The organism is Vibrio sp. MOR3, assembly GCF_001557775.1.
In the GTDB taxonomy this organism is placed as follows: Bacteria; Pseudomonadota; Gammaproteobacteria; order Enterobacterales; family Vibrionaceae; genus Vibrio; species Vibrio jasicida.
In genome coordinates this window covers 481,793-507,184 of record NZ_LNRD01000003.1, presented here as the reverse complement: position 1 = coordinate 507,184, position 25,392 = coordinate 481,793, and the positions used below count along the sequence as shown (strand labels likewise).

20 protein-coding genes and 5 tRNA genes are annotated in these 25,392 nt (G+C 46.3%); 16 read left to right on the top strand and 9 right to left on the bottom strand.

Annotated features, from left to right (window positions below; genetic code table 11):
* Positions 1–10 precede the first annotated feature (10 nt).
* The gene (locus ATB76_RS09695) at positions 11–424 is read right to left on the bottom strand and encodes a cytochrome c5 family protein (protein WP_038882194.1); all 414 of its coding nucleotides are present in this window, start codon (positions 422–424) and stop codon (positions 11–13) included.
* Positions 425–785: 361 nt separating this feature from the next.
* Here ATB76_RS09695 and ATB76_RS09690 point away from each other — a divergent pair.
* The 5 genes from ATB76_RS09690 to ATB76_RS09670 all read left to right on the top strand — a co-directional run bounded on the left by ATB76_RS09690 (position 786) and on the right by ATB76_RS09670 (position 1,389).
* Positions 786–862: transfer RNA gene (locus ATB76_RS09690), tRNA-Arg, on the top strand.
* 33 nt (positions 863–895) lie between these two features.
* Positions 896–971 (top strand) — tRNA-His (locus tag ATB76_RS09685).
* 75 nt (positions 972–1,046) lie between these two features.
* A tRNA-Pro gene (locus ATB76_RS09680) sits at positions 1,047–1,123 on the top strand.
* 48 nt (positions 1,124–1,171) lie between these two features.
* A tRNA-His gene (locus ATB76_RS09675) sits at positions 1,172–1,247 on the top strand.
* A gap of 65 nt (positions 1,248–1,312) precedes the next feature.
* A tRNA-Pro gene (locus ATB76_RS09670) sits at positions 1,313–1,389 on the top strand.
* 337 nt (positions 1,390–1,726) lie between these two features.
* Here the strand turns inward: ATB76_RS09670 and ATB76_RS09660 are convergent.
* Positions 1,727–2,452, bottom strand: coding sequence for an HAD family hydrolase (locus tag ATB76_RS09660; RefSeq protein ID WP_042600463.1), 726 nt, complete (start codon positions 2,450–2,452; stop codon positions 1,727–1,729).
* A 686-nt stretch (positions 2,453–3,138) separates the two neighbouring features.
* On the opposite strand from ATB76_RS09660, the gene ATB76_RS09650 reads away from it, so the two are divergent.
* The 5 genes from ATB76_RS09650 to ATB76_RS09630 all read left to right on the top strand — a co-directional run bounded on the left by ATB76_RS09650 (position 3,139) and on the right by ATB76_RS09630 (position 9,743).
* Entirely contained in the window at positions 3,139–4,854 is a 1,716-nt protein-coding gene (locus ATB76_RS09650) for an ABC transporter ATP-binding protein (RefSeq protein WP_038869931.1), read from the top strand.
* Between the two features lie 105 nt (positions 4,855–4,959).
* A complete protein-coding gene (locus ATB76_RS09645) occupies positions 4,960–6,513 on the top strand; it encodes an ABC transporter substrate-binding protein (protein ID WP_061035079.1) in 1,554 nt (517 codons plus the stop codon).
* Between the two features lie 146 nt (positions 6,514–6,659).
* Positions 6,660–7,637 (top strand): ABC transporter permease, encoded by a 978-nt coding sequence (locus tag ATB76_RS09640; RefSeq protein ID WP_038869935.1) that lies wholly within the window; start codon positions 6,660–6,662, stop codon positions 7,635–7,637.
* A 2-nt stretch (positions 7,638–7,639) separates the two neighbouring features.
* On the top strand, positions 7,640–8,596 hold the full coding sequence (locus ATB76_RS09635) for an ABC transporter permease (protein WP_038869936.1): 957 nt from the start codon (positions 7,640–7,642) through the stop codon (positions 8,594–8,596).
* Between the two features lie 160 nt (positions 8,597–8,756).
* Entirely contained in the window at positions 8,757–9,743 is a 987-nt protein-coding gene (locus ATB76_RS09630) for an SPOR domain-containing protein (RefSeq protein ID WP_061035078.1), read from the top strand.
* A 60-nt stretch (positions 9,744–9,803) separates the two neighbouring features.
* Here the strand turns inward: ATB76_RS09630 and ATB76_RS09625 are convergent, their stop codons facing one another.
* The 5 genes from ATB76_RS09625 to ATB76_RS09605 form a co-directional block, all read right to left on the bottom strand.
* Positions 9,804–12,449, bottom strand: a complete 2,646-nt coding sequence (locus ATB76_RS09625; RefSeq protein ID WP_061035077.1) for a hypothetical protein — start codon at positions 12,447–12,449, stop codon at positions 9,804–9,806.
* A 229-nt stretch (positions 12,450–12,678) separates the two neighbouring features.
* Positions 12,679–14,241: a hypothetical protein gene (locus tag ATB76_RS09620; RefSeq protein WP_042600469.1), complete on the bottom strand. Its 1,563-nt coding sequence runs from the start codon at positions 14,239–14,241 to the stop codon at positions 12,679–12,681.
* Positions 14,242–14,245: 4 nt separating this feature from the next.
* Complete coding sequence (locus tag ATB76_RS09615) at positions 14,246–14,818, bottom strand: sigma-70 family RNA polymerase sigma factor (RefSeq protein ID WP_038877068.1); 573 nt, start codon at positions 14,816–14,818, stop codon at positions 14,246–14,248.
* Positions 14,819–14,820: 2 nt separating this feature from the next.
* The gene (locus ATB76_RS09610) at positions 14,821–16,296 is read right to left on the bottom strand and encodes a hypothetical protein (protein ID WP_038869943.1); all 1,476 of its coding nucleotides are present in this window, start codon (positions 16,294–16,296) and stop codon (positions 14,821–14,823) included.
* A 25-nt stretch (positions 16,297–16,321) separates the two neighbouring features.
* Positions 16,322–17,680 carry a serine/threonine-protein kinase gene (locus ATB76_RS09605; RefSeq protein ID WP_061035076.1) on the bottom strand — a complete coding sequence of 453 codons (1,359 nt, stop codon included), beginning with the start codon at positions 17,678–17,680 and terminating at the stop codon, positions 16,322–16,324.
* A 231-nt stretch (positions 17,681–17,911) separates the two neighbouring features.
* Between ATB76_RS09605 and ATB76_RS09600 the strand changes: the two genes are divergently transcribed.
* The 4 genes from ATB76_RS09600 (at position 17,912) to ATB76_RS09585 (ending at position 20,796) form a co-directional block, all read left to right on the top strand.
* Positions 17,912–18,919 (top strand): LacI family DNA-binding transcriptional regulator, encoded by a 1,008-nt coding sequence (locus tag ATB76_RS09600; protein WP_038869946.1) that lies wholly within the window; start codon positions 17,912–17,914, stop codon positions 18,917–18,919.
* A gap of 37 nt (positions 18,920–18,956) precedes the next feature.
* Entirely contained in the window at positions 18,957–19,883 is a 927-nt protein-coding gene (locus tag ATB76_RS09595; protein ID WP_038869947.1) for a LysR family transcriptional regulator, read from the top strand.
* A gap of 203 nt (positions 19,884–20,086) precedes the next feature.
* Positions 20,087–20,464, top strand: coding sequence for an SMR family transporter (locus tag ATB76_RS09590; protein ID WP_038869949.1), 378 nt, complete (start codon positions 20,087–20,089; stop codon positions 20,462–20,464).
* Positions 20,465–20,466: 2 nt separating this feature from the next.
* The gene (locus tag ATB76_RS09585) at positions 20,467–20,796 is read left to right on the top strand and encodes an SMR family transporter (RefSeq protein WP_005429986.1); all 330 of its coding nucleotides are present in this window, start codon (positions 20,467–20,469) and stop codon (positions 20,794–20,796) included.
* 77 nt (positions 20,797–20,873) lie between these two features.
* Here ATB76_RS09585 and edd read toward each other — a convergent pair whose 3' ends face one another.
* Entirely contained in the window at positions 20,874–22,670 is a 1,797-nt protein-coding gene (gene edd, locus ATB76_RS09580; protein ID WP_042600476.1) for a phosphogluconate dehydratase, read from the bottom strand.
* Entirely contained in the window at positions 22,667–23,188 is a 522-nt protein-coding gene (locus ATB76_RS09575) for a gluconokinase (protein ID WP_061035075.1), read from the bottom strand. Before ATB76_RS09575 ends, edd begins: the two co-directional genes overlap by 4 nt.
* Positions 23,189–23,340: 152 nt before the next feature.
* Between ATB76_RS09575 and ATB76_RS09570 the strand changes: the two genes are divergently transcribed.
* Together ATB76_RS09570 and ATB76_RS09565 are read left to right on the top strand one after the other, a co-directional pair.
* Complete coding sequence (locus tag ATB76_RS09570; RefSeq protein ID WP_009701097.1) at positions 23,341–24,717, top strand: GntP family permease; 1,377 nt, start codon at positions 23,341–23,343, stop codon at positions 24,715–24,717.
* A gap of 9 nt (positions 24,718–24,726) precedes the next feature.
* Positions 24,727–25,338 (top strand): bifunctional 4-hydroxy-2-oxoglutarate aldolase/2-dehydro-3-deoxy-phosphogluconate aldolase, encoded by a 612-nt coding sequence (locus ATB76_RS09565; protein WP_042600482.1) that lies wholly within the window; start codon positions 24,727–24,729, stop codon positions 25,336–25,338.
* The last annotated feature ends 54 nt before the right edge of the window (positions 25,339–25,392 follow it).

Sequence of the window (25,392 nt, the reverse complement as noted above, 5' to 3'; positions counted from 1 at the left end):
GGTGTCTTTATTACAGACCTTCAATCATGTGGTCGATGGCTGCGATGATTTCGTCATCAGAACAGTCCATACACGTACCTTTTGCTGGCATTGCATTGAAGCCTTGGATCGCATGGTTGGTTAGCACGTCTTTGCCTTGTGCAATACGTGGTGCCCAATCCGCAGCATCACCTGTTTTTGGTGCGCCACTTACGCCAGATGCGTGACAAGCAATACAGAAAGTACCGTAAACCGCGGCGCCATCACGTGGGCCAGTTGGTTCTGCTTTTACTGGTTCTGCACCTGCTAGATAAACATCACCGACAGGTTTGATGCGTTCTGCGATCGCATCGTATTCAGTTTGGCTGATGTCAGAAGCTAAAGCTGCCGTAGAAAAAGTTAAGGCAGCGAACAAAACGCTAATCATTCGTCGAGACATATCCATTAAACCCACTTCACATTCCAAAGGTAAGTAACTTACCTATTTATATAGTTAGAGTATTTAGCCCTGTTGGATTCGGTTTTGCTGCATGGCCTGAATACTATGCAAAAAACCGTTCCTAACGGTCTAAAGTGATTGAACAATCTGGTTGCGACTGTTAAATCAATGTAAATAATGGGTGATTATATCCCGATAAGTTGTTGCAATAAACAACAAGTTATCCATGACAGGGCGTGAATCACATCAAAAATTCACTTTAAAGGCAGATAACTGTCGAAAAAGAGACCAAACGAGAAAAAAAGTAAAAAAAGTACTAGACGGCATAGTGTGATATCCGTATTATTCCTCTCCGCCGATGGGGCATGCGCCCGTAGCTCAGTTGGATAGAGCGTTGGCCTCCGGAGCCAAAGGTCGAAGGTTCGAATCCTTTCGGGCGTGCCATTCCGGAATACAAATTAACGGCACAAAATAGTGGTGGCTATAGCTCAGTTGGTAGAGCCCTGGATTGTGATTCCGGTGGTCGCGAGTTCGAATCTCGTTAGCCACCCCATTATTTCGGTAACTCATTAATTGATGAAGTTTCCAGTTTTGATTCAAATATCCCAAGAGTCGAAACAAAATTCGTCGGTGAATAGCGCAGCTTGGTAGCGCATCTGGTTTGGGACCAGAGGGTCGGGGGTTCGAATCCCTCTTCACCGACCATCATTTAGTTTATGGCTATACTAGAGCGGTAAACAACACAAATTGATGGTGGCTATAGCTCAGTTGGTAGAGCCCTGGATTGTGATTCCGGTGGTCGCGAGTTCGAATCTCGTTAGCCACCCCATTAATTTAAGGTGACTTCTTAGTTGAAGTATCCTGTCTGATTTGAGAGAATCAGCAAATACAGTTCGGTGAATAGCGCAGCTTGGTAGCGCATCTGGTTTGGGACCAGAGGGTCGGGGGTTCGAATCCCTCTTCACCGACCACCATTAGAAAGCCTGCTTCTTAGCAGGCTTTCGTCATTTTAGAGCTTATGATCTCGCTTTGACTATATAGTCGGCAGTATTTCAATGGGTTTGAACCTAAGTGGGCTTCGCCTGAAGTTAGAATATGGCTCTTCATCGACCGCTATTGAAAGCCTTAGTCGAAAGACTGGGGCTTTTTTACATTTCTCATCCTCAAAAACTCTCACGCCGCTTTCAATTCCACCAAAAATGTACAGCTTTGGGAGCTTTTGACCACCCATGATCCAAATGCTTTTTGAGCTGATAAAAGAAACCCCAGCACGGAGGCTGGGGCTTTGTATTTCTTGAGTTAAGTGCTTTATTGAGCGAGCGTTTTTAGAATTTCATTCAGCTCAACGGTCTCTTTCACTTCATAGTTTGGCTTGATGTCGGTTGGGTTTGCTGTGCCTGCCTCGTTAACCCACACACTCGGAATGCCCATATTGTTGGCACCCGCAATATCGGCTGGTAGAGAGTCTCCAATATGAATCACTTCTTCTGGTTTTGCGTCAACAAGGTTGAGTGCTTTGTGGAAGATACTTGCAGCAGGCTTCTCTTCAGGCTCTTCGCCACCGACGATGATGTGATCCACCCATTTACTCATTTGTGTCGCTTTGAGCTTTGGATGTTGCGAGAAGATAGGGCCGTTAGTGATTACCACCAACTTGTAGTGTTGGCGTAGCTCCGTCAGCATTTCCTTCACGCCAGGGAAGAACGTAAAAGCACCCATGCGAGCTGAATCGAAGAAGCTTTGTGCCTGCTGGGCTTGTTCTGCATCGATCTCGATACCTTGTTCTGCCAAGATGGTTTGGATTAAACCGCAGCGGAACGCATTTTCATTAGGTAGAAGAGAAATAAGTTGAGGGAATTCGTCGTTTAACTTCTTATATACGCCTTGCAAGTAGCGCTGTACGAAGGCTGTGGAGTCAGCGACCTGAGGGTAAGTTTGAGTAATCCAATCGGCAAACTCTTGCCCTGCCACTTTATCGGCTTGAGATGTGCCACATAAAGTCTCGTCCATATCAAAAAATATCGCTTTAAGCACAAGGGCTCCTTCATTCACTACTCGACGTTGGGCTTTAATTATCTCTTATCTTACTCAAAATGACAGTGGAAAGCGCAAAATCACCAGTTCAACACGTGCTTTTTAAGGGCTAATCAGGTTGCTGATACGGAGTTTTCTACTGCATCAAAATCACTTTAATCACAAAATCGCATAACTGACGCATAACCAAGGTTAGGTGACAGATTTCATTTGTTTTGCAGATCTGCTCACGTTTTCACCTCTATGTGTGTAGGGGGATTTTGGCTTTTTATATATGCAGACTATTTTGTTAGTAACATTTTATGTCGAAAAGTCCCAATGGGAACGGAATATTGTTTGGTAAATGTTAATGATGGTGCGTGAATAATAGGGATACTATCAATAGTGAGTTTATGCGTGAATTTAGAGCATTTTTCTGTTTTTATTGGTGCGTAGCGCACAAAAATGGTGTGTTATGAAAATGGTTAAATACTTGTTAATGCATTTCTATTCGCTCATTGTGCGTGTAAATAATGTTTTTTCGGCGGAATATACTTTAATTGTTGCTTTTTTGTGTGATTTTTGCCAAATTGTTTCCGCATTAAGATTTCAGAGTATTATTCTGAATTTGAACGGATTCATTCAGGTAATGAATGGCGCTTTTATTGCGCGATTCGATACCACAGACAAGGCAGTAGAGGTCTGAAATGTCACTATTAGAGGTGAAAAACCTTCGTATAGAATATCCATCCCGTCATGGTGTCCATGCGGCCGTGAAGTCGCTTTCTTTTCATATCGATCGTGGCGAAATTGTGGGTGTTGTTGGCGAATCAGGTGCGGGTAAATCCACCGTTGGTAACGCCGTTATTGATTTGCTTAGCCCTCCGGGTCGTGTTGCCAGTGGTGACGTGTACCTTGATGGAGAGAAAATTTCTGGTTTGACGCCAGAAGCGATGCGTAAGGTTCGCGGCTCTAAGATTGGCTTTATCTTCCAAGACCCAATGACCTCGCTTAACCCTCTATTTACGGTTGAGCAGCAATTGAAAGAGACCATCCACGCAAACATGAAGGTGTCGGATGAAGAGGCGTATCAACGTGCGCTTTCTTTAATGCAACAGGTTGGCATTCCGCAACCTGAAAACCGTCTTAAACAGTACCCACACCAATTCTCTGGTGGTATGCGCCAGCGTGTGGTTATTGCTATCGCACTGGCTGGTGAGCCAGAACTGATCATCGCAGATGAGCCAACTACGGCACTCGACGTATCAATCCAAGACCAAATCCTAAACCTTATCCGTGAACTGTGTATCAAGAACAACGTAGGTTGTATGTTGGTGACGCACGACATGGGTGTGGTTTCAAACGTGACTGACCGTGTTGCAGTTATGTACCGCGGTGATTTGGTGGAGTTTGGTCCAACCGCCAAGGTATTGGGCGATCCTGACCACCCATATACGCGCAGCTTGATTTCTGCGGTTCCTCGTTCTGACATTAAACTCGATCGCTTCCCGCTAGTGAGCTACATCGAAGAAGCAACAGAGCTACAAGAACTGGACATCAAGAACCACTGGTTAGGCCAAAGCCAAGACCAACGCGAATACACAGGCCCTCTATTGGATGTGAAGAACGTAAATCTACGCTTCGTGACCAAAGATTCGTTGTTTGAAAGCCGCCGTGAATACGTACAGGCTTCAAACAATGTTAGCTTTGAAGTGCACGAAGGTGAGACGTTTGGCTTGGTGGGTGAATCTGGCTCAGGTAAATCGACCATCGCACGTGTAATTGCTGGCTTGTATGAACCAAACTCAGGCCAAGTAAGCTTTGAAGGCATTGACCTAACGGCACTGAAATCAGAAAAAGCGCGTCGTCCGCTGCGTCGTCAAATGCAAATGGTCTTCCAAAACCCATACACTTCAATGAACCCGCGTATGAAGATTTTTGACATCATCGCGGAGCCAATTCGTTTCCATAAGCTCACTAAGAATGAAGCGGAAACGCGTCAGATTGTGAATGACCTGCTTGATCACGTAGGTTTGGGCAAAATGGCGGGCGTCAAATACCCTCATGAATTCTCCGGTGGTCAGCGTCAGCGTATTTCTATTGCGCGTGCACTGGCGACCCGTCCTCGACTACTGATTTGTGACGAACCGACATCAGCGTTGGATGTATCGGTACAGGCACAAATTCTGAACTTGCTAAAAGATCTGCAAAGTGAGCTCAACCTCACCATGCTGTTTATCAGCCACGACTTACCGGTTATTCGCCAAATGTGTGACCGAGTGGGTGTGATGCAGATGGGTACGCTACTGGAAGTGGCGCCAACTGAGCAGCTATTTACCGCTCCTCAGCATGAATACAGCAAGAAACTGATTTCTCTGATGCCTGAATTCACAGGTTTGAGAGAAGAAATCAAAACGGCATAAACCAAGTTTTTCGCTTGGCTGACCATCAAGGTCAACAAACCTTAGTCATAACAAAGACGCAAACACAACAAGGGATTCGAATTCCCGCATGAAGGAGTTATGCAAATGAAAACCATGAAAAGCAAATTAGCAGTGGCGCTAATGGCAGCGGGCCTAAGCTTTAACGCAATGGCAGCAGATATCAAAGTTGGCTACGCAGCTGACCCAGTATCGCTAGATCCGCATGAGCAGCTATCAGGCGGTACGCTGCAAATGTCACACATGGTATTTGATCCACTAGTTCGTTTCACACAAGACATGGACTTTGAACCTCGTCTAGCAGAAAGCTGGGAACGTGTGAACGATACAACGGTACGTTTCAAGCTACGCCAAGGTGTTAAGTTCCACTCTGGTAATGACATGACGGCGGACGACGTAGTATGGACTTTCGAACGTCTACAAAGCTCTCCAGATTTCAAAGCTATCTTCGACCCGTACGAAAAAATCGTGAAGGTTGACGACTACACAGTGGATCTAGTGACTAAAGGTCCTTACCCACTTGTGCTGCAAACGGCGACTTACATCTTCCCAATGGACAGCAAGTTCTACTCTGGTAAGACAAAAGACGGCAAAGACAAGTCTGAGCTAGTGAAGCACGGTAACTCATTTGCATCGACTAACGTATCTGGCACGGGTCCATTCATTGTGACTTCTCGTGAGCAGGGCGTAAAAGTGGAATTCGAACGCTTTAAAGATTACTGGGACAAAGAGTCGAAAGGTAACGTTGATAAGCTAACGCTTGTACCAATCAAAGAGGACGCAACTCGTGTAGCTGCGCTACTTTCTGGCGGCGTTGACATGATTCACCCTGTTGCGCCAAACGATCACAAACGTGTGAAAGATGCAGACGGCATCGATCTAGTAACGCTACCTGGTACTCGTATCATCACGTTCCAACTAAACCAAAACAGCAACGAAGCACTGAAAGACGTTCGCGTTCGCCAAGCGATTGTTCACGCAATCAATAACGAAGGCATCGTGAAGAAAATCATGAAAGGCTTCGCAACGGCAGCTGGTCAGCAAAGCCCGGCAGGTTACGTAGGTCACGATGACAAACTGGTTCCTCGCTACGATCTGAAGAAAGCGAAAGAACTGATGAAAGAAGCAGGCTACGAAGATGGCCTAACGCTGACGATGATCGCACCGAACAACCGTTACGTGAACGATGCGAAAGTAGCGCAAGCGGCGGCGGCAATGCTGTCTAAGATCGGCATCAAAGTTGATCTAAAGACCATGCCAAAAGCGCAATACTGGCCAGAGTTCGACAAGTGTGCGGCAGACATGCTGATGATCGGTTGGCACTCAGATACGGAAGATTCAGCAAACTTCAACGAGTTCCTAACCATGACTCGTAACGAAGATACTGGTCGTGGTCAGTACAACTGTGGTTACTACTCAAACCCAGAAATGGACAAAGTAGTTGAAGCTGCGAACGTAGAAACGGATCCTGCGAAACGTGCAGAAATGCTGAAAGGCGTAGAAGCAACACTATACAACGACGCAGCATTCGTACCGCTACACTGGCAAAGTGAAGCGTGGGGCGCGAAGTCTAACGTGAAAGCGGCAGACATCGTTAACCCAATGGTAATGCCTTACTTCGGTGACCTAGTGGTTGAATAATCACGGTTAGTCGATTTTGAGGAGGGATGGATGTCCCTCCTCAACTTAAAGCACTCGACTCAGTTTTGTTTCAGTCGGACTGAGTTGGTTTTACAGACTGAATTTTTTCTCTGAATAGAGATCTATGGATAGTTAAGGGGCAAGGAATGTTTTCGTTTCTGGTCAAGCGCCTGTTTCAGGCACTGATAGTGATGTTTGTGATCAGTTTGGTGGCGTTTGCCATTCAGGACAACCTGGGTGACCCGCTGCGTGAGCTTGTAGGTCAGTCGGTTTCAGAAGCGGAGCGTCAAGCGCTGCGTGACGAACTGGGCCTGAACGATCCCTTTATCACAAAGTACACTCGCTTTGTGGGCAATGCGCTACAAGGTGATTTAGGTACATCTTACTTCTTCAAGCGACCTGCGGTTGAGGTCATTCTCGATAAACTGGTGGCGACGCTAGAGCTCGTGTTTGGTGCGACGCTCATTATCATTCTTCTCTCAATTCCTCTTGGGGTGTACTCCGCGATTCATCCGAAGAGCATCTTTACCAAATTTGTCATGGCGATGAGTAGTGTCGGTATCTCGATTCCGGTGTTCTTAACCGCGATCATGCTGATGTATGTATTCTCCATTGAGTTGGGCTGGTTGCCTTCCTACGGGCGGGGTGAAACGGCTAATATTCTTGGCTGGGAATCTGGCTTTTTTACCATTGATGGCATCAAGCACTTGATTTTGCCGTGTGTGGCACTGGCTTCGATCATGTTGCCGCTGTTCATCCGTTTGGTTCGTTCAGAAATGCTGGAAGTGCTGAGCTCGGAATACATCAAGTTCGCCAAAGCAAAAGGCCTGAACTTAAACAAAATTTATTACCAACATGCACTTAAGAACACCATGCTACCTGTTCTGACGGTGGGTGGTGTGCAGATTGGTACCATGGTGGCTTACACCATTCTTACTGAAACCGTGTTCCAGTGGCCGGGTACGGGCTTTCTTTTCCTTGAGGCAATCAACCGTGTAGATACACCGCTGATCACTGCCTACGTTATCTTTGTTGGTCTGATTTTCGTGGTAACCAATACCATTGTTGATTTGCTGTACGGCATCATCAACCCAACAGTGAACCTAACTGGAAAAGGAGCTTAATCATGAGCCAATCAAATGTAACGGCCGCTCCTGAAGCAGTACCTTCTGCGTGGCAACGTTTTAAAAACTCGGATTTCTTGTACTACTTTAAGCGCGATAAAGTCGCGATGGCCAGTTTCACTGTCTTTATGGTGTTTTTGGTGTTGGCGATTGCTGCCCCTGTACTGGCACCGACAGACCCTTATGATCTCACGTCTATCGACATCATGGACTCGGAATTGCCGCCTTCTTGGATGGAAGATGGCGATGAGCGTTTTGTGTTAGGTACTGATGAGCAAGGCCGCGATATTTTATCGACCATTCTTTACGGCTCTCGCCTGTCTTTGACCATCGGTTTCCTTGCGGTTGGTCTTCAGTTGGTACTGGGTATCATTATTGGTTTGTCGGCGGGTTACTTCGGCGGTCGTATCGATAGCTTCTTGATGCGCTTTGCAGACGTACAGTTATCGTTCTCGACCATGATGGTGGCGATCATCGTCTCGGCAATCTTTAAAGCCAGCTTTGGCAGTGACTTCTACAGCCAATATGCGGTAGTCATGCTGGTGGTGATCATCGGTGTGGCAGAATGGCCGCAATACGCACGTACCATTCGCGCCTCGGTATTGGCAGAGAAGAAGAAAGAATACGTCGAAGCGGCGCGTGTGATGGGCTTTAAAGCACCTCGCATCATGTTCCGTCACATTCTGCCGAACTGTCTATCACCAATCCTAGTTATCTCGACAGTACAGGTTGCGAACGCAATCATGTCGGAAGCGGCACTGTCATTCCTAGGCTTAGGTCTTCCTGTGGACCAGCCGTCTCTAGGCGCGCTAATCAGCATCGGCTTTAACTACATCTTCTCTGGTGCATGGTGGATTACCGCCTTCCCAGGTATCGTACTCGTGACACTGGTATTGGTGATTAACCTACTTGGCGACTGGCTACGTGACGTGTTCAACCCGAAAATCTACAAGGGTTAATCACTAAAATACGCACCTATACGTTGCCTATTTCATAAAATTCTTTCTAAACTGAGAGCCGGATGCAATTCCGGCTCTTTTTTTGCTTATCACTTTTTATTCATGTTTTATTGACGCTTTGTCGCGATAATTTCATCACCTACTGTTCAGAGTGAAGCGTATGGAAATGAAGAAGGCACAACATTCCTCTCGTATCGTCCAATCCGGCTTGAGCCTTGGATTGCTGTTGGCGTGCACCCAATTTTCGACACCGGTATTCGCGGAAGGTTTTCTTTGCCAAGCCTCTCAAGCGAGTAACAAAGAACTGCCAGTACTTGAGCAATCTTGTCCGATCGGGAAAGGGGTATGGGGAAAGAAAGTGCCGCAGGGAGGCAATGATTTCTTCTGGATTCAATGTGGCTTGTTGCCAAAACCGATGTCTTTAGCCAAAGCCAAGCCGATCTACGGCAAAATCACCACCGATGTTTGGATGAAGCCGGAGCAAAAAGGCTACCGATGTCTTATTGGTCCTTATACTGAATTTGCTAAAGCCTCGCAGGACTTACAGCGAGTCAAAACCTTGTCGACATACAAAGAAGCCTTTATTCGTGTGGTTGGCAAAGGTACATCAGAGCCAGTGAAGCAAACTAAGCCAATGCCCAAGCCAGTTTCGAAACCAAAACCAGTCGAGCCAGTGGCCGCCTCTCGACCTGATACAGGGGCATTTCAGGCCAAAGAGGCACCCGCAAAACAAACTGTTAAGCAAACTTCGGCGACCCAAGTTGCCGAAAAGCCTGCCAAAATGACTAAGCCTGCTCAACCTGCGATCAACAGTAAGAACGTTCAGGTTCGTTTGAAAACTATCTTACAAGGTAAGACGTTTGTGGTGCCGTACTTGGTCGAGAATAACAACCAGTTCTACATGGAACATGGCAAACCGTGGAATCGCTTAAATTACGCGAGTTCGAAGCAAGTGTGTCAGCAATTGGGAATGAACTTGGCGAGCGCGCCTGAGTTTAAAACGTTGCGTGGCTCTGGTGTGATGGAAAAAAATAATTGGCCATTACAATTGCCGTACTGGGGTAAAGATAAGAAGGGGCTATTTGCTGACCGAGAGCCCAATCAGTTAACAGGCACCTCGTTGCTGAATGTGGTTTGTGTGAAATAGTTAAACTGATACAAAAGAGCCCCGCTTGAGCGGGGCTTTGTATTTATGAGCCTCTAGTTATCACTTTTCAAAACTAAAGATAATGCGTTCTGCTTCGTCGGTACGCTCTGGGGTCGCTTCGATAGTGTAAAGCCCCTCTGGAATCGCAACTGATTGATCGAAAGGCATTAAGTCGATGTAACAAGAGCCTTCAGCATCTCTATATTGTGGTTGGCTGCTGAAGTAGTTGTTAGCACTGTAGTTGTCACCGTGGACTTGGATACTACCGTAGTCGAGATAGATATCTTTTAGGATTTCACAAGTTTTTGCATTACGACCATAGATTGAAGCTGAAGTGTATGGACTGCCTTGGTAATCAAATTGTTGAACGATGCCAGAAACTTTCAGTTCAGTTACCACAATATCATTTGCGCCTTCTTCAGATGGCATCGCAATGAATGTTTCACGGTCTACCCAATTAGCATCTTCTTGAGATTCGCTAACGTCGTTGTTAAGCGCTTCTTCTACATATTGAGCATTTGTGTGGTAAGAATACAGCTCGGTAGATTTCTCATCGCCTTCTTCATCTGTGAATGACACGAGGAAATGCTCGTCGTCATCAAAAGAGTGCTGTTTGATGTCATCCAATGTCATTTTCATACCATCTTCTTGGGAGATAATTTTGCCATCAACGATTGTGTATGGAACACCTTCTGTAAACTCTGACATGTCTGTGTCACAAGTTGATAGGTTGTCGCTATCTCGATCGTTCCAGTACATCGTTTTCGTGTTCGCATCTAGGTAGATTGAATCACACCATGCTTTAGCGAAGTTGGTGCCATTGTGACCAATTTCTACGAAATGTAGGAACTTACCTTCTAACGGATGTCCCGCAGGAGGAGGAGTTACGTCATTAGCTGGTTGAACGTTTGGCAGTGTGATCGTTACGTATTCAGAAATTACGGCATCGTCAGCATCTGGGTTTACACCTGCTGCAATCACGAATGAACCGTTTTTCGTTGCACTAGTTGGTGTGCCAGAAACAGTCAGTGTGCCGTTGTTATCAATATCGACTTTTAGACCCGGAACGGTTGTTGCGTACTCATCTTCTTCTGTTCCAGCGTAGTATTCGATTGCACCTGACGTGTGCTGAGCTTCAAAGACTTCAGTAATATTGAAATCTGCATCAATAGCTTCACCAACTTTTAGTGCTGTTAGCTGTACTGTTATTTCTTGTTGAAGTTCTGCAAGATCACCGCGATCAATTTCAATCGATGCTTCAGGTTGTTTTTCAATGTCATCTAGCTCGAAGACTTTGTAAGTTGTATTGATACCGTCAAATGCAGAGATCGTGATTGTTTGACCTTCAGAGTAAACGCGAGACGGCTTACCTGTGATCTTCAGCTCAGTTAAGCCTTGTGTTTCTACAAGCTCAAGCATTAAGCCATCAACAGATGTGTATGCTTCAAATGCAAGCTTTTCGCCGTCAAAGAACAAGTTGTCAACACGGAATTGTTCATTCTGAACTTCAACACCTTGGTATAGCTCAATACTGTCAATCCATTTTTCGATTGTGTCAGCGGCTTCTTTGTTGATTGTTGGTGCTGGGTTTTCAACGTTTACGTGTAGGTCGAAAGCGGTTGTTACAGCACCAAAGGACTTATCTTGCTCTTGTGAGTTGTAGTCAGTTGCCGTTAGCTTGATTTGGTAAGCAGGACGAACTGGAGTCAGCTCACCTGAAATCGTCAACTTGCCACCATTGATAGCCGTTGTTGTTAGTTTTTTGACTACAGAACCATCAAGTGTGATGACACTTACTGTGATGTCGATGTTTTCGTTGTCGTCATCTTCAAAAAGAGCAAGTTCACCAATAGCGAGAGGTAGCTCTAGATTGATTGAGTGGCTTTCAAGAGGTGTCAGTTTTGTATTGATAGCTTTTACAACGCTCTCATTTGCAAATAACTTGCTGTTGATAACTGGTTCGCTCACTACGCCATTGTTGACTTCAATAACTGGTTTGAAGTTTGGATCGTCTAGTTTGTCTACGTTGTTTTTATCGTTCACGACGTCAGTTGCTTTATCCGCAATAGCAATAACGATTTCTGCAGAGTAGCTGTCTTTTGCTTGTGCTTTAGACTCGGTTAGAATCTGAGCCGTTTTATGTAAAGCGGTATTATTAGCGGCGATGACATCAGTAAATGCCGTATCACCTTCGATACCTAATGTCTCATTTACTTTGTCTTTCGCTGCTTGGATTTTTTCTGGTGTTGGGTTAGCGCCAGCTTGGATTGCAACAAGGTCAGTCAGCGGAGAGATAACTTTCTCACCCGGAAGTGTACGGAATACAACCTCATGAGCCATAGCTTGGGTTGGGTTGTCCATATCAACCGTGTATGTACCAGCAAAAAGTTGTGGATCGCGAGCAATCAGTTCAGCTTGAACAGTACCACCCGGAACAATGGTTTGAATCGCAAGATTCTTTTCAGCAGAGTATTGTTTGTCTGTTAGCGTCACCTTACCCTCATCATTGGTTAGACCAATAATTGGGTCGTTGCTATCTAGCTTTCCATTGTTGTTTACATCTTCAAAAACGACTGCTTCTTTGAAGTAACCATCAAAGCCTGTGATCACTACACCAGAATTACCACCGTTTGAACTACTATCTGAACCACCACAACCTGTTAGCGCGATAGCCACTGACGCTGCTAGTAAACTCACCTTATTCATTGTTTTTAATCCTTGTTTCGTTTCCGAATGAGAAAGTCGCTTTTTATTGTTTTATCTCCAAATCTCACTAGTGAGATTGGAAAAGCTGCGCATTTTGGATCGATTTTGGAAGCAGCTTCAAGATACGAAAAACCGCAAAAAAACCGTAAAAAAACTTTGAATATTTTTTTGTTGAGTAGATTAGTTGTTTAAATTATCAATAGTGGTGCTGATTATGGAATACAACGACTTATTTTGAGTTTTTAGTTAATTTTTGAGTGGTTTTCGTACCAAGAGGATCGTGATAAATCATATTGAGCTTAAGTTCTTCAACTTCACTGGCGTACTTAGGTAAGGGACGTAAAATATAGCTGTAAGCTTCCCCATGAAGAAAGACGTCATTGGCATGGTAATCATTGTTGAAGTAAACAAAGGCATACGCGGACGGTATTGGTGCAGTGGCACAATGGGTGTTGTTGGAATAAGACACGATATCATTGAACATGCCTTCGCCCGCAACAATTGAAGCGTCCCAAAATAGGCACATTTCATGACTGAAGAAGTCGCTATTGGGTGCACTTATGTTGAGGTCGGAGTCGAAACCATCGTAATACTCATCACCTTGAGCAAACCGTCTATCAAAAATGTAGTTGTTGGCGAGTGTATGGCGATAACCCCCTTCAGTCGGGATGAGCAAATCAAACAGTGTGAAGTGCTCAAGATCCTTTCCAGTATTGACGTTCAAACGTTCTTCCATCGAACGTTTGTTTTTCTGCATGGTGTAGCTTTCGAAACGATTATTGTCGAAGACAGTAATAAAGTAGTTTTCGGTTTCTTTATGCACACGCGAGGTATAGACCTTTTTGGTGGTCCATATTTGTTGCGTTCTGTCGGTTTGCACAATCAGTGAATCATCGCTGATCTGATAGCTGCCCACTTTCTTTAGTTCATTCTCTTCTGGGCAACGAGTTTTGTTGTTGGCTGCGGCATAAAAAACGTCGTCATCGATAAACTGAAATGCCTCGCAATACACGACTTCATACTCGAATTTTTTCCCACCAAGCAAAGTTGTGGATTCAAGACGATAGACAATGCCATCAATGAGGGGGTGCTCAGTGTTATTTTGTTCTTCAATCACCGCTGGCAGTTCAAAACGTGTGGTAACCCAAGCATGATCTTCCGAGCCATGGTGGTCATCTCGTGCAGATACAGCCAAGAAGGTGGTTTGGTCGAAGGCTTGTGGCGCACCTTGAAGCATGATTTGCCCCTGATTGAGCACACTTAACCCGTTGGCATTTTCTAGCCAAATACGAGTTGTGAGCAGGTCACCTTCCGGATCTTCAAATAGCTGATCTAACCCTAGCGAGTAGTTGATGGGGTTGTTTTGTGTAAGCTCCCAACCAAAGATGATCGTTTGTAGTTGTTGTTCCACGGCAAGGTTAATGATCGGTTTGCCGTTGTTTGTCGCATCGTTATTTTGGTTGCTACTGATGTAAGTTTGAGTCAGGTCTCCGGAGTAATTGACCACCGATGATCCAAAAGCATCTTGAACCTGTTCAGGTTGCTCTGATAACGCAGATTCGAGTGCTTTTTCAAAGGCAAGTTCGTTGTTTCGTTCCAAGACTGATGAGGTTAAGGCTTGCTTTACTTCAATCAACGAAGTGCGCTCACCTTGGGACGTTTTTCTCTTATCTAGGCCATTTTGTGCTGGCTCTATATTGGCAGCCGCAGCGGCTGCTTGTTCGTCTGAAAGCCAGTAGCTTGCCATTAAGCAAACACCCAGTGCGCCTGCAATCCAGTATTTTTTCGTCATGATATTACGCGTGCGCCATTCTAGATTGCAGCCAGCTGCGCGAGAACTTAAGGTCTTTTTCAATCAAACTGGCGCTGCATTCGAGCAGTTCACAGATCTCTTGGTTTTTCATGCCCATCAGATACTTGAGCTTTAATGCGTTAGATTGGCGCGGATAGCGTACACTAAAGTTGTCGAGCGCTTTGTCCATGATGATGAGTTGCTCGAAGCGATCTTCTTCCTCTTTCATCAAGGTGATGTGTTGGCGCTTCTGCGCTTGATGAGCACGTGCATTGTCGATCAAAATCTGGCGCATTACCTTGGCGGCCATCAAGAAGAAATCGCGCTTGGTTTCAATCTCACTCATGTCGCAACTAGACATCTTTAAGTAGGCGTCATGGATTAGTGCCGTGGTGCTGTTCACGCTGTCTGCCAGTACCTTATTGTCGGTGCCGTATTTTTCGGCATTGCGCTCGCGCTCTTGCTGAGCAATTTTACGCAATTGAAGATAAGCGAATTGGTATAACTCACTTTCCGCTTGTTTGTTACCAGCTTGCCATTGCTGAATGATTTGCGTCAGGGTGGAATTGGAAGCCATGGTTATACGTCCTCACTTACTTTTACAAACTCAGAGATGGTGTGGGTTTCAATACGGTCAGAGCCATCACGGTTACGACTGATGTCTTGCTGGTAGCGATACAAAATACCTTGTTCCCACGTTTTGCCTGCTGGCAGGTATTCCCACGTGGTGTAGTTGATTTCAGAAGGGGTTGGTGACCAACGTACCATCACATTCATCTGCGCTAGTTCTGCGCTCGGCTCATCGTTGTTGACCCACCACATATCCAAATAGTCGTTGGTGACATCTTGGGTATATAAGCGGGTGTCGGTAGGGCAGGTGATGGCATCAACAGGTAGACGCAATACTTGGTTGTAACGCATCAACAAACAAGATTGTTTCATTGAATCACGTAGGTACTGGGTTTGTTGCCACACACCTTGGTAGGCAATTTGGCTATCGATGGAATCGGGGTAGGTGAACCATAGCATTTCAGTACGGTTTTGGTGCTGGATGTGCTCGTTTTGACCTAACCCTTGCACTTTTTCCATCAAAAGTCGGGTGCTTGGGTCAAAGTTGAGGGCAACAGAACGATATTTCCAATCGCCTTCATCGTCGTAGTCTTCCAGTGAGAAACCGTTGAGATCGTTACGTGTGCAGCCGGTATCGGAACAGCCAACCAAGCTCTCCCATTCAGAAAACTTTTCGATAGGCTCGACAATGTCTTCGGTTATGCTGTGGTTACGTGCTAAGAAACAACCTTGGAAGTAATCACCAATGCTTGGATGCTGAATAAGAGACGTTTCGGTAATGGTGAAGTTAACCTCGCCAATCGGTGGGCGATAACGTGGATGATGTTGGTAACGAATATCAAATGCACAAGCGCGGCCTTGCCAGTCCTTTTTCTTGATGATGATGTTCTTAAAGCGCACGTTTTTGGGCTCAAAGATGATTTCATTCGAAGCAAAGTTTTTCTCAATATAGGTTTGGCTTTCATTGAGATGCTCCACCGCTTCTTCTACCGAAACCCAATCTAAGTTGAGCTGATGTTTGGCATTATCAATGACATTGAGATCGAGGCGTTTGAGTTGCGCTTGGAAGGCTGGGTCAGAGAGAACCTTGTTGGCTAACACAATCTCTTGACGATTTTCTGGTGTGCTATCGAGAGAAAGCAACAAGCGGGTCATATTGATACTGCGACTTGGCTTGGTGGTTGCCATGGTTGGAGTCAAGACTTCTTGGCTGGACATAGTCGTCAGTAGATAGCCTTTGTCGTCATTACCGAGGAAAAAGCTGATGACATCGCCTGGATGATAATCAAATGCACCTTTCTGCGTAAAACCAGAAAGGTTGGAGGTCGTTTTGTAATACAGTCCCGTCACCGGAGAGTCGATGAAAAAACCTTGCTTGATGGTAGGCGTGACTGCTTCTGACACCTCGGGTGCAGAAGTCATGTTCGCCCAAGCTGGGGCCATCGCTAAAGCGGATAGCCAAATCGCCATGGAACGTGTGTACATCTTTGTGTTTAAGCCTTTTTGTGTTTTAGCCTTTCTGTTTAGTGCGAATATCAGGTGCACAATTTGGCTGACAACTTATTGCGTTTGTTAGGTGCTTCTCTGGCACCGGTGTCATCATCGCCAATAACATTTTTTGTTTTATGTGTTTGGGGATATCTGGATTAGACAGAATCCGTCTACGTGTCAGCTCCATCATGGCACTGACGGACATATGCTCGACATTTTGCCCCTTGGCATGGAAGACAAGGCGTGTTACTTCGTACATGATGTCTTCTGCAATCTTCTTCTCTTGTTGCAGTTGGATGTTCTTTTGAATCAAAGTGTTACTAAACAGCAAACCTGACAACACTAAGATTGCGGACAATACCGATGGCAGCGGTCGGCGCTGTACTAGACGAAGTATGCTGTACAGAGGCCAGTGCTTCTTTTGTTCGATTGGACGGTGCTCAAGAATGTTCTCAATATCTAACCGTAAGGTGCGCACATTGCGGTAGCGTTGCTTTGCTATAGAGCGAGTTGCTCGACGGATCACCCAATACACATCAGACCAAACTGGTGGGTTTGGAAACATCAGCGCCAGAATCTTACCCAGTGAATACACATCACTTTGCTCCGTTAAGAACTGGCCTTTTTGTTGTTCGGGGCTGGCGTAATGTTCACTAAAGGCGATTAAGCCTGAATGCGATTCTTCAGAATTCGACTGCGCTTTTTGTGTTAGGTTAAAATCGAGCAGTTTTGGCCGCTTGTTGCGATCAATCAGAATGTTTTCCGGTTTGAGATCCGCATGCAAGACCTGATGCTGGTGGGCGTGTTCCATGGCCTCACAGATCTGCTTGAACAGCAGTAACTTATCGTCGTCTTCCATTGGCAGTAACGAAAGGTAAGCGTCCAGGGTTTGGCCAAAAACTCGTTCCATCACGATGTAAACCGAATCATCGTGTAGACCGCCATCGAACACTTTGGCAATGTATGGATGATTCAAGCGAGCCAGCAACTGCGCTTCATCAAACAATGCTCGTTGTCCTAAAACCTGACTCAAATTGCTTTGGATAAACTTGATTGCAAGGTCTTGCTCAAACGTCTCATCAGCGCGCTGTGCCGCGTAGACTACTCCCATGCCACCACGACCTAATTCATGGGTAAGGCGATATTTACTGATCACTTCTCCACTTAGATCGACTTCATGGTTCGTGGCCTGATGCGCGCAAAAACCGAGCAACTGAGTGAGTTGTTCCTGTTGTTGGTCGATAGCCAAAAGAGGGGCGATTTGGAGGTAAAGCTCAGGTTGACTCTTCTGCAATGTTGCCAGGTATTGCTGTTGTTGAGAGTCGTCCAGATCAAGCAGGTGATAGTAAATCTGGGTTTTGCTGGAGCCTAACTGCACTATACTTTTTATCTTATTTTTTTAGGTACGGCAGTTTATAAGAAACTTAATATTAATGTCATTTATTTATTCGGCTTTGAATCACAATTATGAGAGCGCAATTTGGTTACTGTGTTTTTATTAAGCTTATGATTTTGTTGATTATATGGTGAATAATCTCTACTTGGCTTGTCGCGAGCGGGCGTATTGGTCATAATGTTACTAGTAACATTACTGATAAATTAGATATTTATGGCTCAACATAATAAAAAATCACGAACGACATTGCAGGATGTCGCAGACAAAGTTGGCGTAACTAAGATGACGGTATCGCGTTATATGCGTAATCCGGAGTCTGTGGCAGAAAAGACTCGAGTAAAGATCGCCGCAGCGATTGAAGAGATGGGCTATATCGAAAACCGTGCTCCGGCGATGTTATCTAAGTCTTCCAGTAAAGCGATTGGTATCTTACTGCCTTCACTGTCCAACCAAATTTTTGCTTCTTTTGTTCAGGGCATTGAAACGGTCACTAAAGCTAATGGTTACGAAACACTGCTCGCACACTTTAGTTATGACGAATTGGAAGAAGAACGCAAAATCGCGTCGCTGCTTTCTTACCAAGTTGATGGCTTAATCCTAACCGAAAGCCACCATACCCAACGCACTTTACAGATGATCAAGAACGCCGGTGTGCCCGTGGTCGAAACCATGGAACTGCCAGAGCAGCCGATTGATATGGCGGTCGGCATGGATCACGAAGATGCCTCTTATAGCGTCGTAAAGCGTATGTTGGAATCTGGCAAGCGCACCATCGTTTACTTCGGCGCTCGCTTGGATACGCGAACAAAATTGCGTATGCAGGGCTATGACCGCGCAATGACTGAAGCGGGTTTGGAGCCAAAACACGTCCTAACGGGTGATCACTCAAGCTTTTCGCTGGCGCATGATTTATTAGAGCGTGCACTTGCAACTTACCCTGATCTTGATGGCGTTTTCTGTACCAACGATGATATTGCTATTGGTACCTTGTTAAGTGCTCAACAACGTGGCATCAAAGTGCCAGAACAACTTGCGGTCGTTGGCTACAACGCTTTAGACATTGGTCAAAGCATCAGTCCAAAACTGACCAGCGTGGATACGCCGCGTTTTGAAATTGGTGAAAAGAGTGCAGAGTTGTTGATTGCGCGTCTAAAAGGGGAAGCTCAAGAAGACAAAATGGTCGATATGGGTTACCGAATTACCGCAGGCGAGAGCGTTTAGTCCGCCATTATTTCAGTTTCATCACTAGGGTGCCGTTATGCCACATCAACTTGATGCGCTAGACCTCAATTTAATGCGCTTACTCAAAGCCGTGGTGGATAACCGCAGCATCAAGTTGGCGGCGATGCAGCTTGGTATTTCGCAACCCAGTGCCAGCCGTGGTGTGATGAAGCTGAAAGACGTGTTTGATGATCCATTGTTTGTGCGTAAAGCGCACGGGGTGGAGCCATCCCCAATGGCAATTCGCTTAGCTGCGGAGTTTGATAACATGCTGTCGCCGCTAGAAAAAGTGGTCCAGGAGTTTTCGGACTTTGACCCGCTCGAATACCAAGGTCAGATTGCGATTGTGACCGACCCCTATTTGATGGATGAGCAAGGTCAGCGTTTATTGCGCGGTTGCCATCAAGCCTTTCCTCAAGCTTCATTTGTCTTCTCAAGTTGGAACATCTATTCCCAAGACGAGATGTTAGAGGGTGAGCATGACTACTGTATTCTCGACCAAGAAACTGAGTTGTCGAAAGACATCTACATGCGTCCATTGTTTGTCGAAAAACGGGTGATTTTGGCTCGTAAAGACCATCCAACCTTATCTCAAATCAGCAATGACTGGGATACGGTGTCGGAATTGCCACTGGTCTCTCTGCCTGCTCCTGCGTCTTACAATCCACTTTGTACAGTTGAATCTGAGTATCGCCGTATGGGTTACGAGCCTGTCGTACTACTTAAATCCTACAACTTGCGCGTCGCTTGCCAAATGCTGCTTGAGACCGATGCCATCATGTATGCTAGCCAAAGTACCGCGCACTTGATGCACGAACTTGCGTCTTACCCAATGCCAATGGTCAACCGAGAGTTCAGCCAATTTGTTGTTTCGGGGGGGTATTTACAAACTTATCGCAACCACCCATTGCATCGCCATTTGCACCAAGTGGTGCAGCAAACCCTCAATACGCCATTAACGTGATCGGATAAGCAAACTGTCCTTTGAGATATTCAAAAATGAATATCTCAATTACCTGTCTGTTTTACTGAAGAAGGGCTAATCTGACTGCAAATAGTCAGGAGAAGCGGCTCTTTTTATATAATCAATTCTTTGAATGTCTGATTCTTAAAGGACATTCACCATTCTCCGTTATGCAGTTTTTTAATTTCTGGGGAGGATGAATCATGCTCATTGCACGTCTATTTTTATTGCTTGCCATTGTTGCCGAAGTTGCTGGCACCAGCACCATGTCGTATATCGGCGAAAGTAATGCGTGGGAAGGCTATCTGGTGATGTACGTTCTGATCGCCATTTCCTATTACTTCCTGTCGAAAGCAGCAAAGAAAATCTCTATCGGTGTCGCGTACGCAACGTGGGAAGGCTTGGGTATCGCCTTGATTACCCTAGTTTCTATCGTTTTATTTGATGCCAACTTAAGCGCGCAGCAGTTGCTTGGTTTGGCGTTGGCAGTGGTCGGTATCGTGTGTGTGACGCTCGGCGAATCACACGGTCAGCCTCAACAAAAAGATGAGTTGTCACGCTCATCGAATGCGAGGGGTTAATCATGAGCCAATTTTTTACTGTTTCATTTGGATTTGTTGTTATGGCGGCGTTGGTCGACATTATGGCGAACATGGCGCTGACTCGCTCTAAAGGCTTTAAGCACAAAGGGTGGGGCATCACTGCGATTGTATTGGTGATGGCGGCGTTTACCTTGCTTGCTCAAGCGGTAAAAGAGATTGACCTTGCGATCGCATACGCCTCTTGGGGCGCGATAGGTATCTTAGGTACCGCGATTGGTGGTGCTTTGCTGTTCAAACAAAAGCTTAAGCCGATTGGCTGGTTTGGTATCTTTGTGGTGATTGCAGCAGTTGTGGTGATGAAGACGGCTTGATGATTGAAAGTTATCTACGAAGCAAAAAGCGGAGTGCACAACACTCCGCTTTTTCTGTTTTTGAGGGGCTTCCCGCCCTACACAATAAAGCTTGCGCCTTCTTCTGCGCTCGAAACGCTCTGACGAATCACGCTAAAGAAACCACGACCCCAAGTCTGTTGTTTCGCTTCAGTGTCCATCTCTAACAGTTCACGACCCGCAACGTCGCTTAGGTTATTCAACTCGCCAGTTTGGCAATCAACGCGGATGATGTCGCCATTGCGCACCAAGCCAATCGCGCCGCCACGAATCGCTTCTGGAGAAACGTGGATTGCTGATGGAATCTTACCGGATGCACCCGATAGTCGACCGTCCGTCACTAGCGCGACTTTAAAGCCCGCTTTCTGCACGTTGCCTAGGATTGGCATCAGTTTATGCAGCTCTGGCATGCCGTTCGCTGCAGGACCGTTGTGCGTCACAACCACGATGCAATCTTGGTTTAGCTCACCGCGTTTGTACGCTGCTTCCACTTCGTGTTGGCACTGGAATACGATCGCAGGCGCTTCGATGATGCGCTGCTCTTCTTTCACCGCAGACACTTTTACCACGGCTTTACCCAAGTTACCGTTAAGTACGCGAGTACCACCAGTGTTTTGGAAAGCTTGCGTTGGCGCAGCAATCACTTCGCCGTCTTGGCTGCCACCACATGGTGTCCAAGTCAGTTTACCGTCAACTAGCGTAGGTAGCCTCATTTGGTCTTCGAATTCGCCGAATACCGGTTTCACGTCCCGGTGAAGCAAGCCTGACTCGTCCAAACGATGCAATAGCGCAGGTACGCCGCCCGCTTCTTGGAACGCGTTCATGTCAGCTGGACCATTCGGGTAAACGCGCGCCAATAGTGGCACGACTTCAGATAGGTCACTGATGTCTTGCCATGTCAGAATCAAACCCGCTGCACGCGCCACTGCCAACATGTGGATAGTGTGGTTGGTGCTGCCGCCCGATGCCAACAGAGCAATAATACCGTTGATCAGGCTCTTTTCTGTGACCACTTCAGACAATGGACGGAAGTTGGCTGAACCTGCATTCATTGCCGCGATTTTCAGAGCTGCATGATCGGTTAGCGCCTTGCGTAGCTCAGTATGTGGATGGATGAACGCCGAACCTGGCAGCATCAAACCCATGGCTTCAAATACAAGCTGGTTGGTGTTTGCCGTGCCGTAGAAAGTACACGTGCCCGCTGAGTGGTAAGCGCGACACTCCATATCAAGCAGTGCGTCTTTGCCAACTTCGCCCGCCGCGTATTTTTGGCGAACGTCGACTTTCTCTTCATTGCTGATGCCCGTTGCCATTAAACCTGCTGGCACAAATGCCGTTGGTAGGTGTGCGTAAGACAGCGCGCCCATCAATTGTCCTGGTGCGATTTTGTCGCAGATCCCCAGAAGCAAAGTCGCATCGAACACGTTGTGGCTCAGTGAAAGTGCCGTCGATTGAGCAATTAAGTCACGAGAAAACAGTGACATGTCCATACCGGCTTGACCTTGAGTCACGCCATCACACATTGCCGGAACGCAGCCAGCAACTTGCGCAGTGTGACCGTAGCCAGACAGCACTTGTTTGATTTGATCAGGGTAGTGTTGGTAAGGCTGGTGGGCACTCAGCATATCGTTGTAAGCACTGATCAGCGCCACATTCGAATGAGTGAAATTCAGAATGCTTTTCTTTTCTGAAGAACATGATGCTGCAACAGCGTGAGCCAAGTTACCGCAAGACAGACCTACACGACCTTTGCCCGCTTCGGCTTGGACTTCAGTGCGAGCAAGAAACGCTGCACGCGCCTCTTGGCTGCGCTCAACTAAGCGCTGGGTAACGTCTAAAATTACTTGATGAGTCATGCCATTGCCTCGTCTTGCACTAGGATTAACTCAGCGGCATTCGACACAACGTCTTCGATGGTTGCATCAATGCTGACGAAAATGGTGCGAGGCTCATCTTCTGGGCGTTCTAGGGCTTCGAACTGGCTGTTGACCATGTTCTCTTTCATGAAGTGACCTTGGCGAGCACGCATGCGTTCAAGGATCAATTCTTTGCTGCCGTCTAGGAATAGGAAACTAACATTTTCGTTACCGTCGCGGATTTGGTCACGGTAAATCTTTTTTAGTGCCGAGCAGACAATAATGCCGTGCTCGTTTTTGCTTTCTAAGCTATAAGCAGCGTCGCGGATACGTTCTAGCCATGGTTTGCGGTCGTCGTCATTCAGAGGCTGACCTGATGCCATTTTCTGAATGTTTGCTCGTGGGTGAAGGTTGTCTCCATCAATGAATTTACGTCCTAGCTTTTCTGCTAAGTGCTCACCAATTGTGGTTTTGCCACTCGCACAAACGCCCATAACGACGACACTACTACCAGCCATAACTTATCCTCATAACAAATTTGCGCGTGATCTCAATTTTTGAATTCACTTTAAAATATGGGTTTATCTTATTCATGTTATCGGTAACATGTTACCGGTAACTCAAATAAATGTGAACCACGACACAAACAATAATTCTTAAAGGTGAACCCATGGAACAGCTAACCCAAGCTCCAGACCCTACGTTCCTACTAACGATTGCCGTCCTCGCGATTGCAGCGTTACTTGTATTGATTATTAAGCTAAAAGTGCATGCTTTTGCTTCCCTAACTATGGTGAGTTTAGGTACTGCGATTGCGACTGGCGTTTCTTCTGACCAAGTTGTCCCAACCATGATGAGTGGTTTTGGCGGCACGCTGGCTTCAGTTGCATTGCTGGTTGGTCTTGGCGCAATGATCGGTAAGATTTTGGAAGTAACTGGCGGTGCGCAAGTGCTGGCAGATACTTTGATTGGACGCTTCGGTAAAGAGCGCGCACCATTTGCATTGGGTGTGGCTTCACTACTGTTCGGTTTTCCAATCTTCTTTGACGCTGGTCTAGTGGTAATGATGCCAATCATCCTAAGTGTGGCAGCACGCTTTGGTGGTTCGCCAATCAAATACGCACTACCAGCAGCGGGTGCGTTTGCCGTAATGCACGGCTTTGTTCCTCCGCACCCAGGCCCTGTTGCAGCAGCAGAATTCCTAGGCGCAAACATTGGTCTACTGCTTGTTGTTGGTATCCTAGTAGCTATTCCAACTTGGTACCTAGGTGCTTACCTATTTGGTCTGTACGCGGGCAAGAAATTCGATATCCCACTATCAAAAGCGTTCTTCAACGGTGAAACACAAGTTGATGAATCTAAGCTGCCAAAATTTGGCACAGTAATGACCATCCTAGTACTGCCTGTACTGCTAATCTGTTTAGACACAGTACTGAACACGCTAGCGGTTGCGGGTGTGATTGATGGCAAAACAGCACTGGTTGAGTTCCTACGTATGCTAGGTAAAACGCCAGTAGCCCTTCTAATTACTCTGCTTGTGTCTCTTGCGGTATTCGCGAAAGACTACGGCATGGCAAAACTTGAGAAGCTGTGTGGCGACTCATTGGCTCCGATCTGTGGCGTTATCCTAGTAACCGGTGCGGGCGGCATGTTTGGTGGCGTACTGCGTGCAAGTGGTATCGGTGATGCACTAGCAGACGTTCTGACTGACACAGGTATGCCAGTTATCGTAGCAGCGTTTGTTATCTCTACCTGTCTGCGTGTTGCTCAAGGCTCAGCAACCGTGGCACTAACGACAACTGCAGCACTTATCGCACCAGTAGTGGCAGCATCAACTGGTTTGAGCGAGCTAGACCTATGCTTTATCGTTATCGCGATTGCAGGTGGTGCAACAGTGCTTTCTCACTTCAACGACTCTGGTTTCTGGCTAGTATCTCGTCTACTAGAGATGGATGAGAAAACAACGCTAAAAACTTGGACGGTAATGGAAACTTTACTTGGTAGTATCGCGTTTATTATCGTAGCAACATTAAGCTTTATTCTTTAGAGGTTACCCATGACAACACTTGAACAACGATTAAGAGAAATCAAAATCGTCCCAGTTATCGCAATCAACGATGTAGCACACGCTCTGCCACTGGCAAAAGTGTTGGTAGAAAACGGTTTACCATGTGCGGAAGTGACATTCCGCACTGAAGCGGCGGCTGAGTCGATCCGCATCATGCGTGAAGCGTATCCAGAACTGTTGATCGGTGCTGGTACAGTGCTGACAACAGAGCAAGTGGACATCGCGATTGACGCTGGCGTGGACTTTATCGTGAGCCCAGGTTTCAACCCAACTACAGTGAAATACTGTCAGCAACGCAACGTGACAATCGTACCGGGCGTGAACAACCCAAGCTTGGTTGAGCAAGCGATGGAAATGGGTCTACGTACCCTGAAGTTCTTCCCTGCTGAGCCATCAGGCGGCGTGAACATGCTTAAAGCACTAACGGCAGTTTACCCAGTGGAATTCATGCCAACAGGTGGTGTAAGCCCATCTAACGTGGAAGATTACCTAGCGCTGAAATCGGTTGTCGCTTGTGGCGGTACTTGGATGGTTCCAACCGCTATGATGGACAACGGCGATTGGGAAGGTATTGCAGAATTGGTTCGCGCAGTTAAGTAAAACGCGCAAACGGCTCCGAAATATCCCCGAACGTTTTAAAACGTGAATAGAAAA

What these genes read in the sequence shown, in the direction of transcription:
- ATB76_RS09695 (WP_038882194.1), bottom strand. Translation starts at nt 424, where the DNA reads ATGGATATGTCTCGACGAATGATTAGCGTTTTGTTCGCTGCCTTAACT.
- ATB76_RS09650 (WP_038869931.1), top strand. Translation starts at nt 3,139, where the DNA reads ATGTCACTATTAGAGGTGAAAAACCTTCGTATAGAATATCCATCCCGT.
- ATB76_RS09645 (WP_061035079.1), top strand. Translation starts at nt 4,960, where the DNA reads ATGAAAACCATGAAAAGCAAATTAGCAGTGGCGCTAATGGCAGCGGGC.
- ATB76_RS09640 (WP_038869935.1), top strand. Translation starts at nt 6,660, where the DNA reads ATGTTTTCGTTTCTGGTCAAGCGCCTGTTTCAGGCACTGATAGTGATG.
- ATB76_RS09635 (WP_038869936.1), top strand. Translation starts at nt 7,640, where the DNA reads ATGAGCCAATCAAATGTAACGGCCGCTCCTGAAGCAGTACCTTCTGCG.
- ATB76_RS09630 (WP_061035078.1), top strand. Translation starts at nt 8,757, where the DNA reads ATGGAAATGAAGAAGGCACAACATTCCTCTCGTATCGTCCAATCCGGC.
- ATB76_RS09625 (WP_061035077.1), bottom strand. Translation starts at nt 12,449, where the DNA reads ATGAATAAGGTGAGTTTACTAGCAGCGTCAGTGGCTATCGCGCTAACA.
- ATB76_RS09620 (WP_042600469.1), bottom strand. Translation starts at nt 14,241, where the DNA reads ATGACGAAAAAATACTGGATTGCAGGCGCACTGGGTGTTTGCTTAATG.
- ATB76_RS09615 (WP_038877068.1), bottom strand. Translation starts at nt 14,818, where the DNA reads ATGGCTTCCAATTCCACCCTGACGCAAATCATTCAGCAATGGCAAGCT.
- ATB76_RS09610 (WP_038869943.1), bottom strand. Translation starts at nt 16,296, where the DNA reads ATGTACACACGTTCCATGGCGATTTGGCTATCCGCTTTAGCGATGGCC.
- ATB76_RS09600 (WP_038869946.1), top strand. Translation starts at nt 17,912, where the DNA reads ATGGCTCAACATAATAAAAAATCACGAACGACATTGCAGGATGTCGCA.
- ATB76_RS09595 (WP_038869947.1), top strand. Translation starts at nt 18,957, where the DNA reads ATGCCACATCAACTTGATGCGCTAGACCTCAATTTAATGCGCTTACTC.
- ATB76_RS09590 (WP_038869949.1), top strand. Translation starts at nt 20,087, where the DNA reads ATGCTCATTGCACGTCTATTTTTATTGCTTGCCATTGTTGCCGAAGTT.
- ATB76_RS09585 (WP_005429986.1), top strand. Translation starts at nt 20,467, where the DNA reads ATGAGCCAATTTTTTACTGTTTCATTTGGATTTGTTGTTATGGCGGCG.
- edd (WP_042600476.1), bottom strand. Translation starts at nt 22,670, where the DNA reads ATGACTCATCAAGTAATTTTAGACGTTACCCAGCGCTTAGTTGAGCGC.
- ATB76_RS09575 (WP_061035075.1), bottom strand. Translation starts at nt 23,188, where the DNA reads ATGGCTGGTAGTAGTGTCGTCGTTATGGGCGTTTGTGCGAGTGGCAAA.
- ATB76_RS09570 (WP_009701097.1), top strand. Translation starts at nt 23,341, where the DNA reads ATGGAACAGCTAACCCAAGCTCCAGACCCTACGTTCCTACTAACGATT.
- ATB76_RS09565 (WP_042600482.1), top strand. Translation starts at nt 24,727, where the DNA reads ATGACAACACTTGAACAACGATTAAGAGAAATCAAAATCGTCCCAGTT.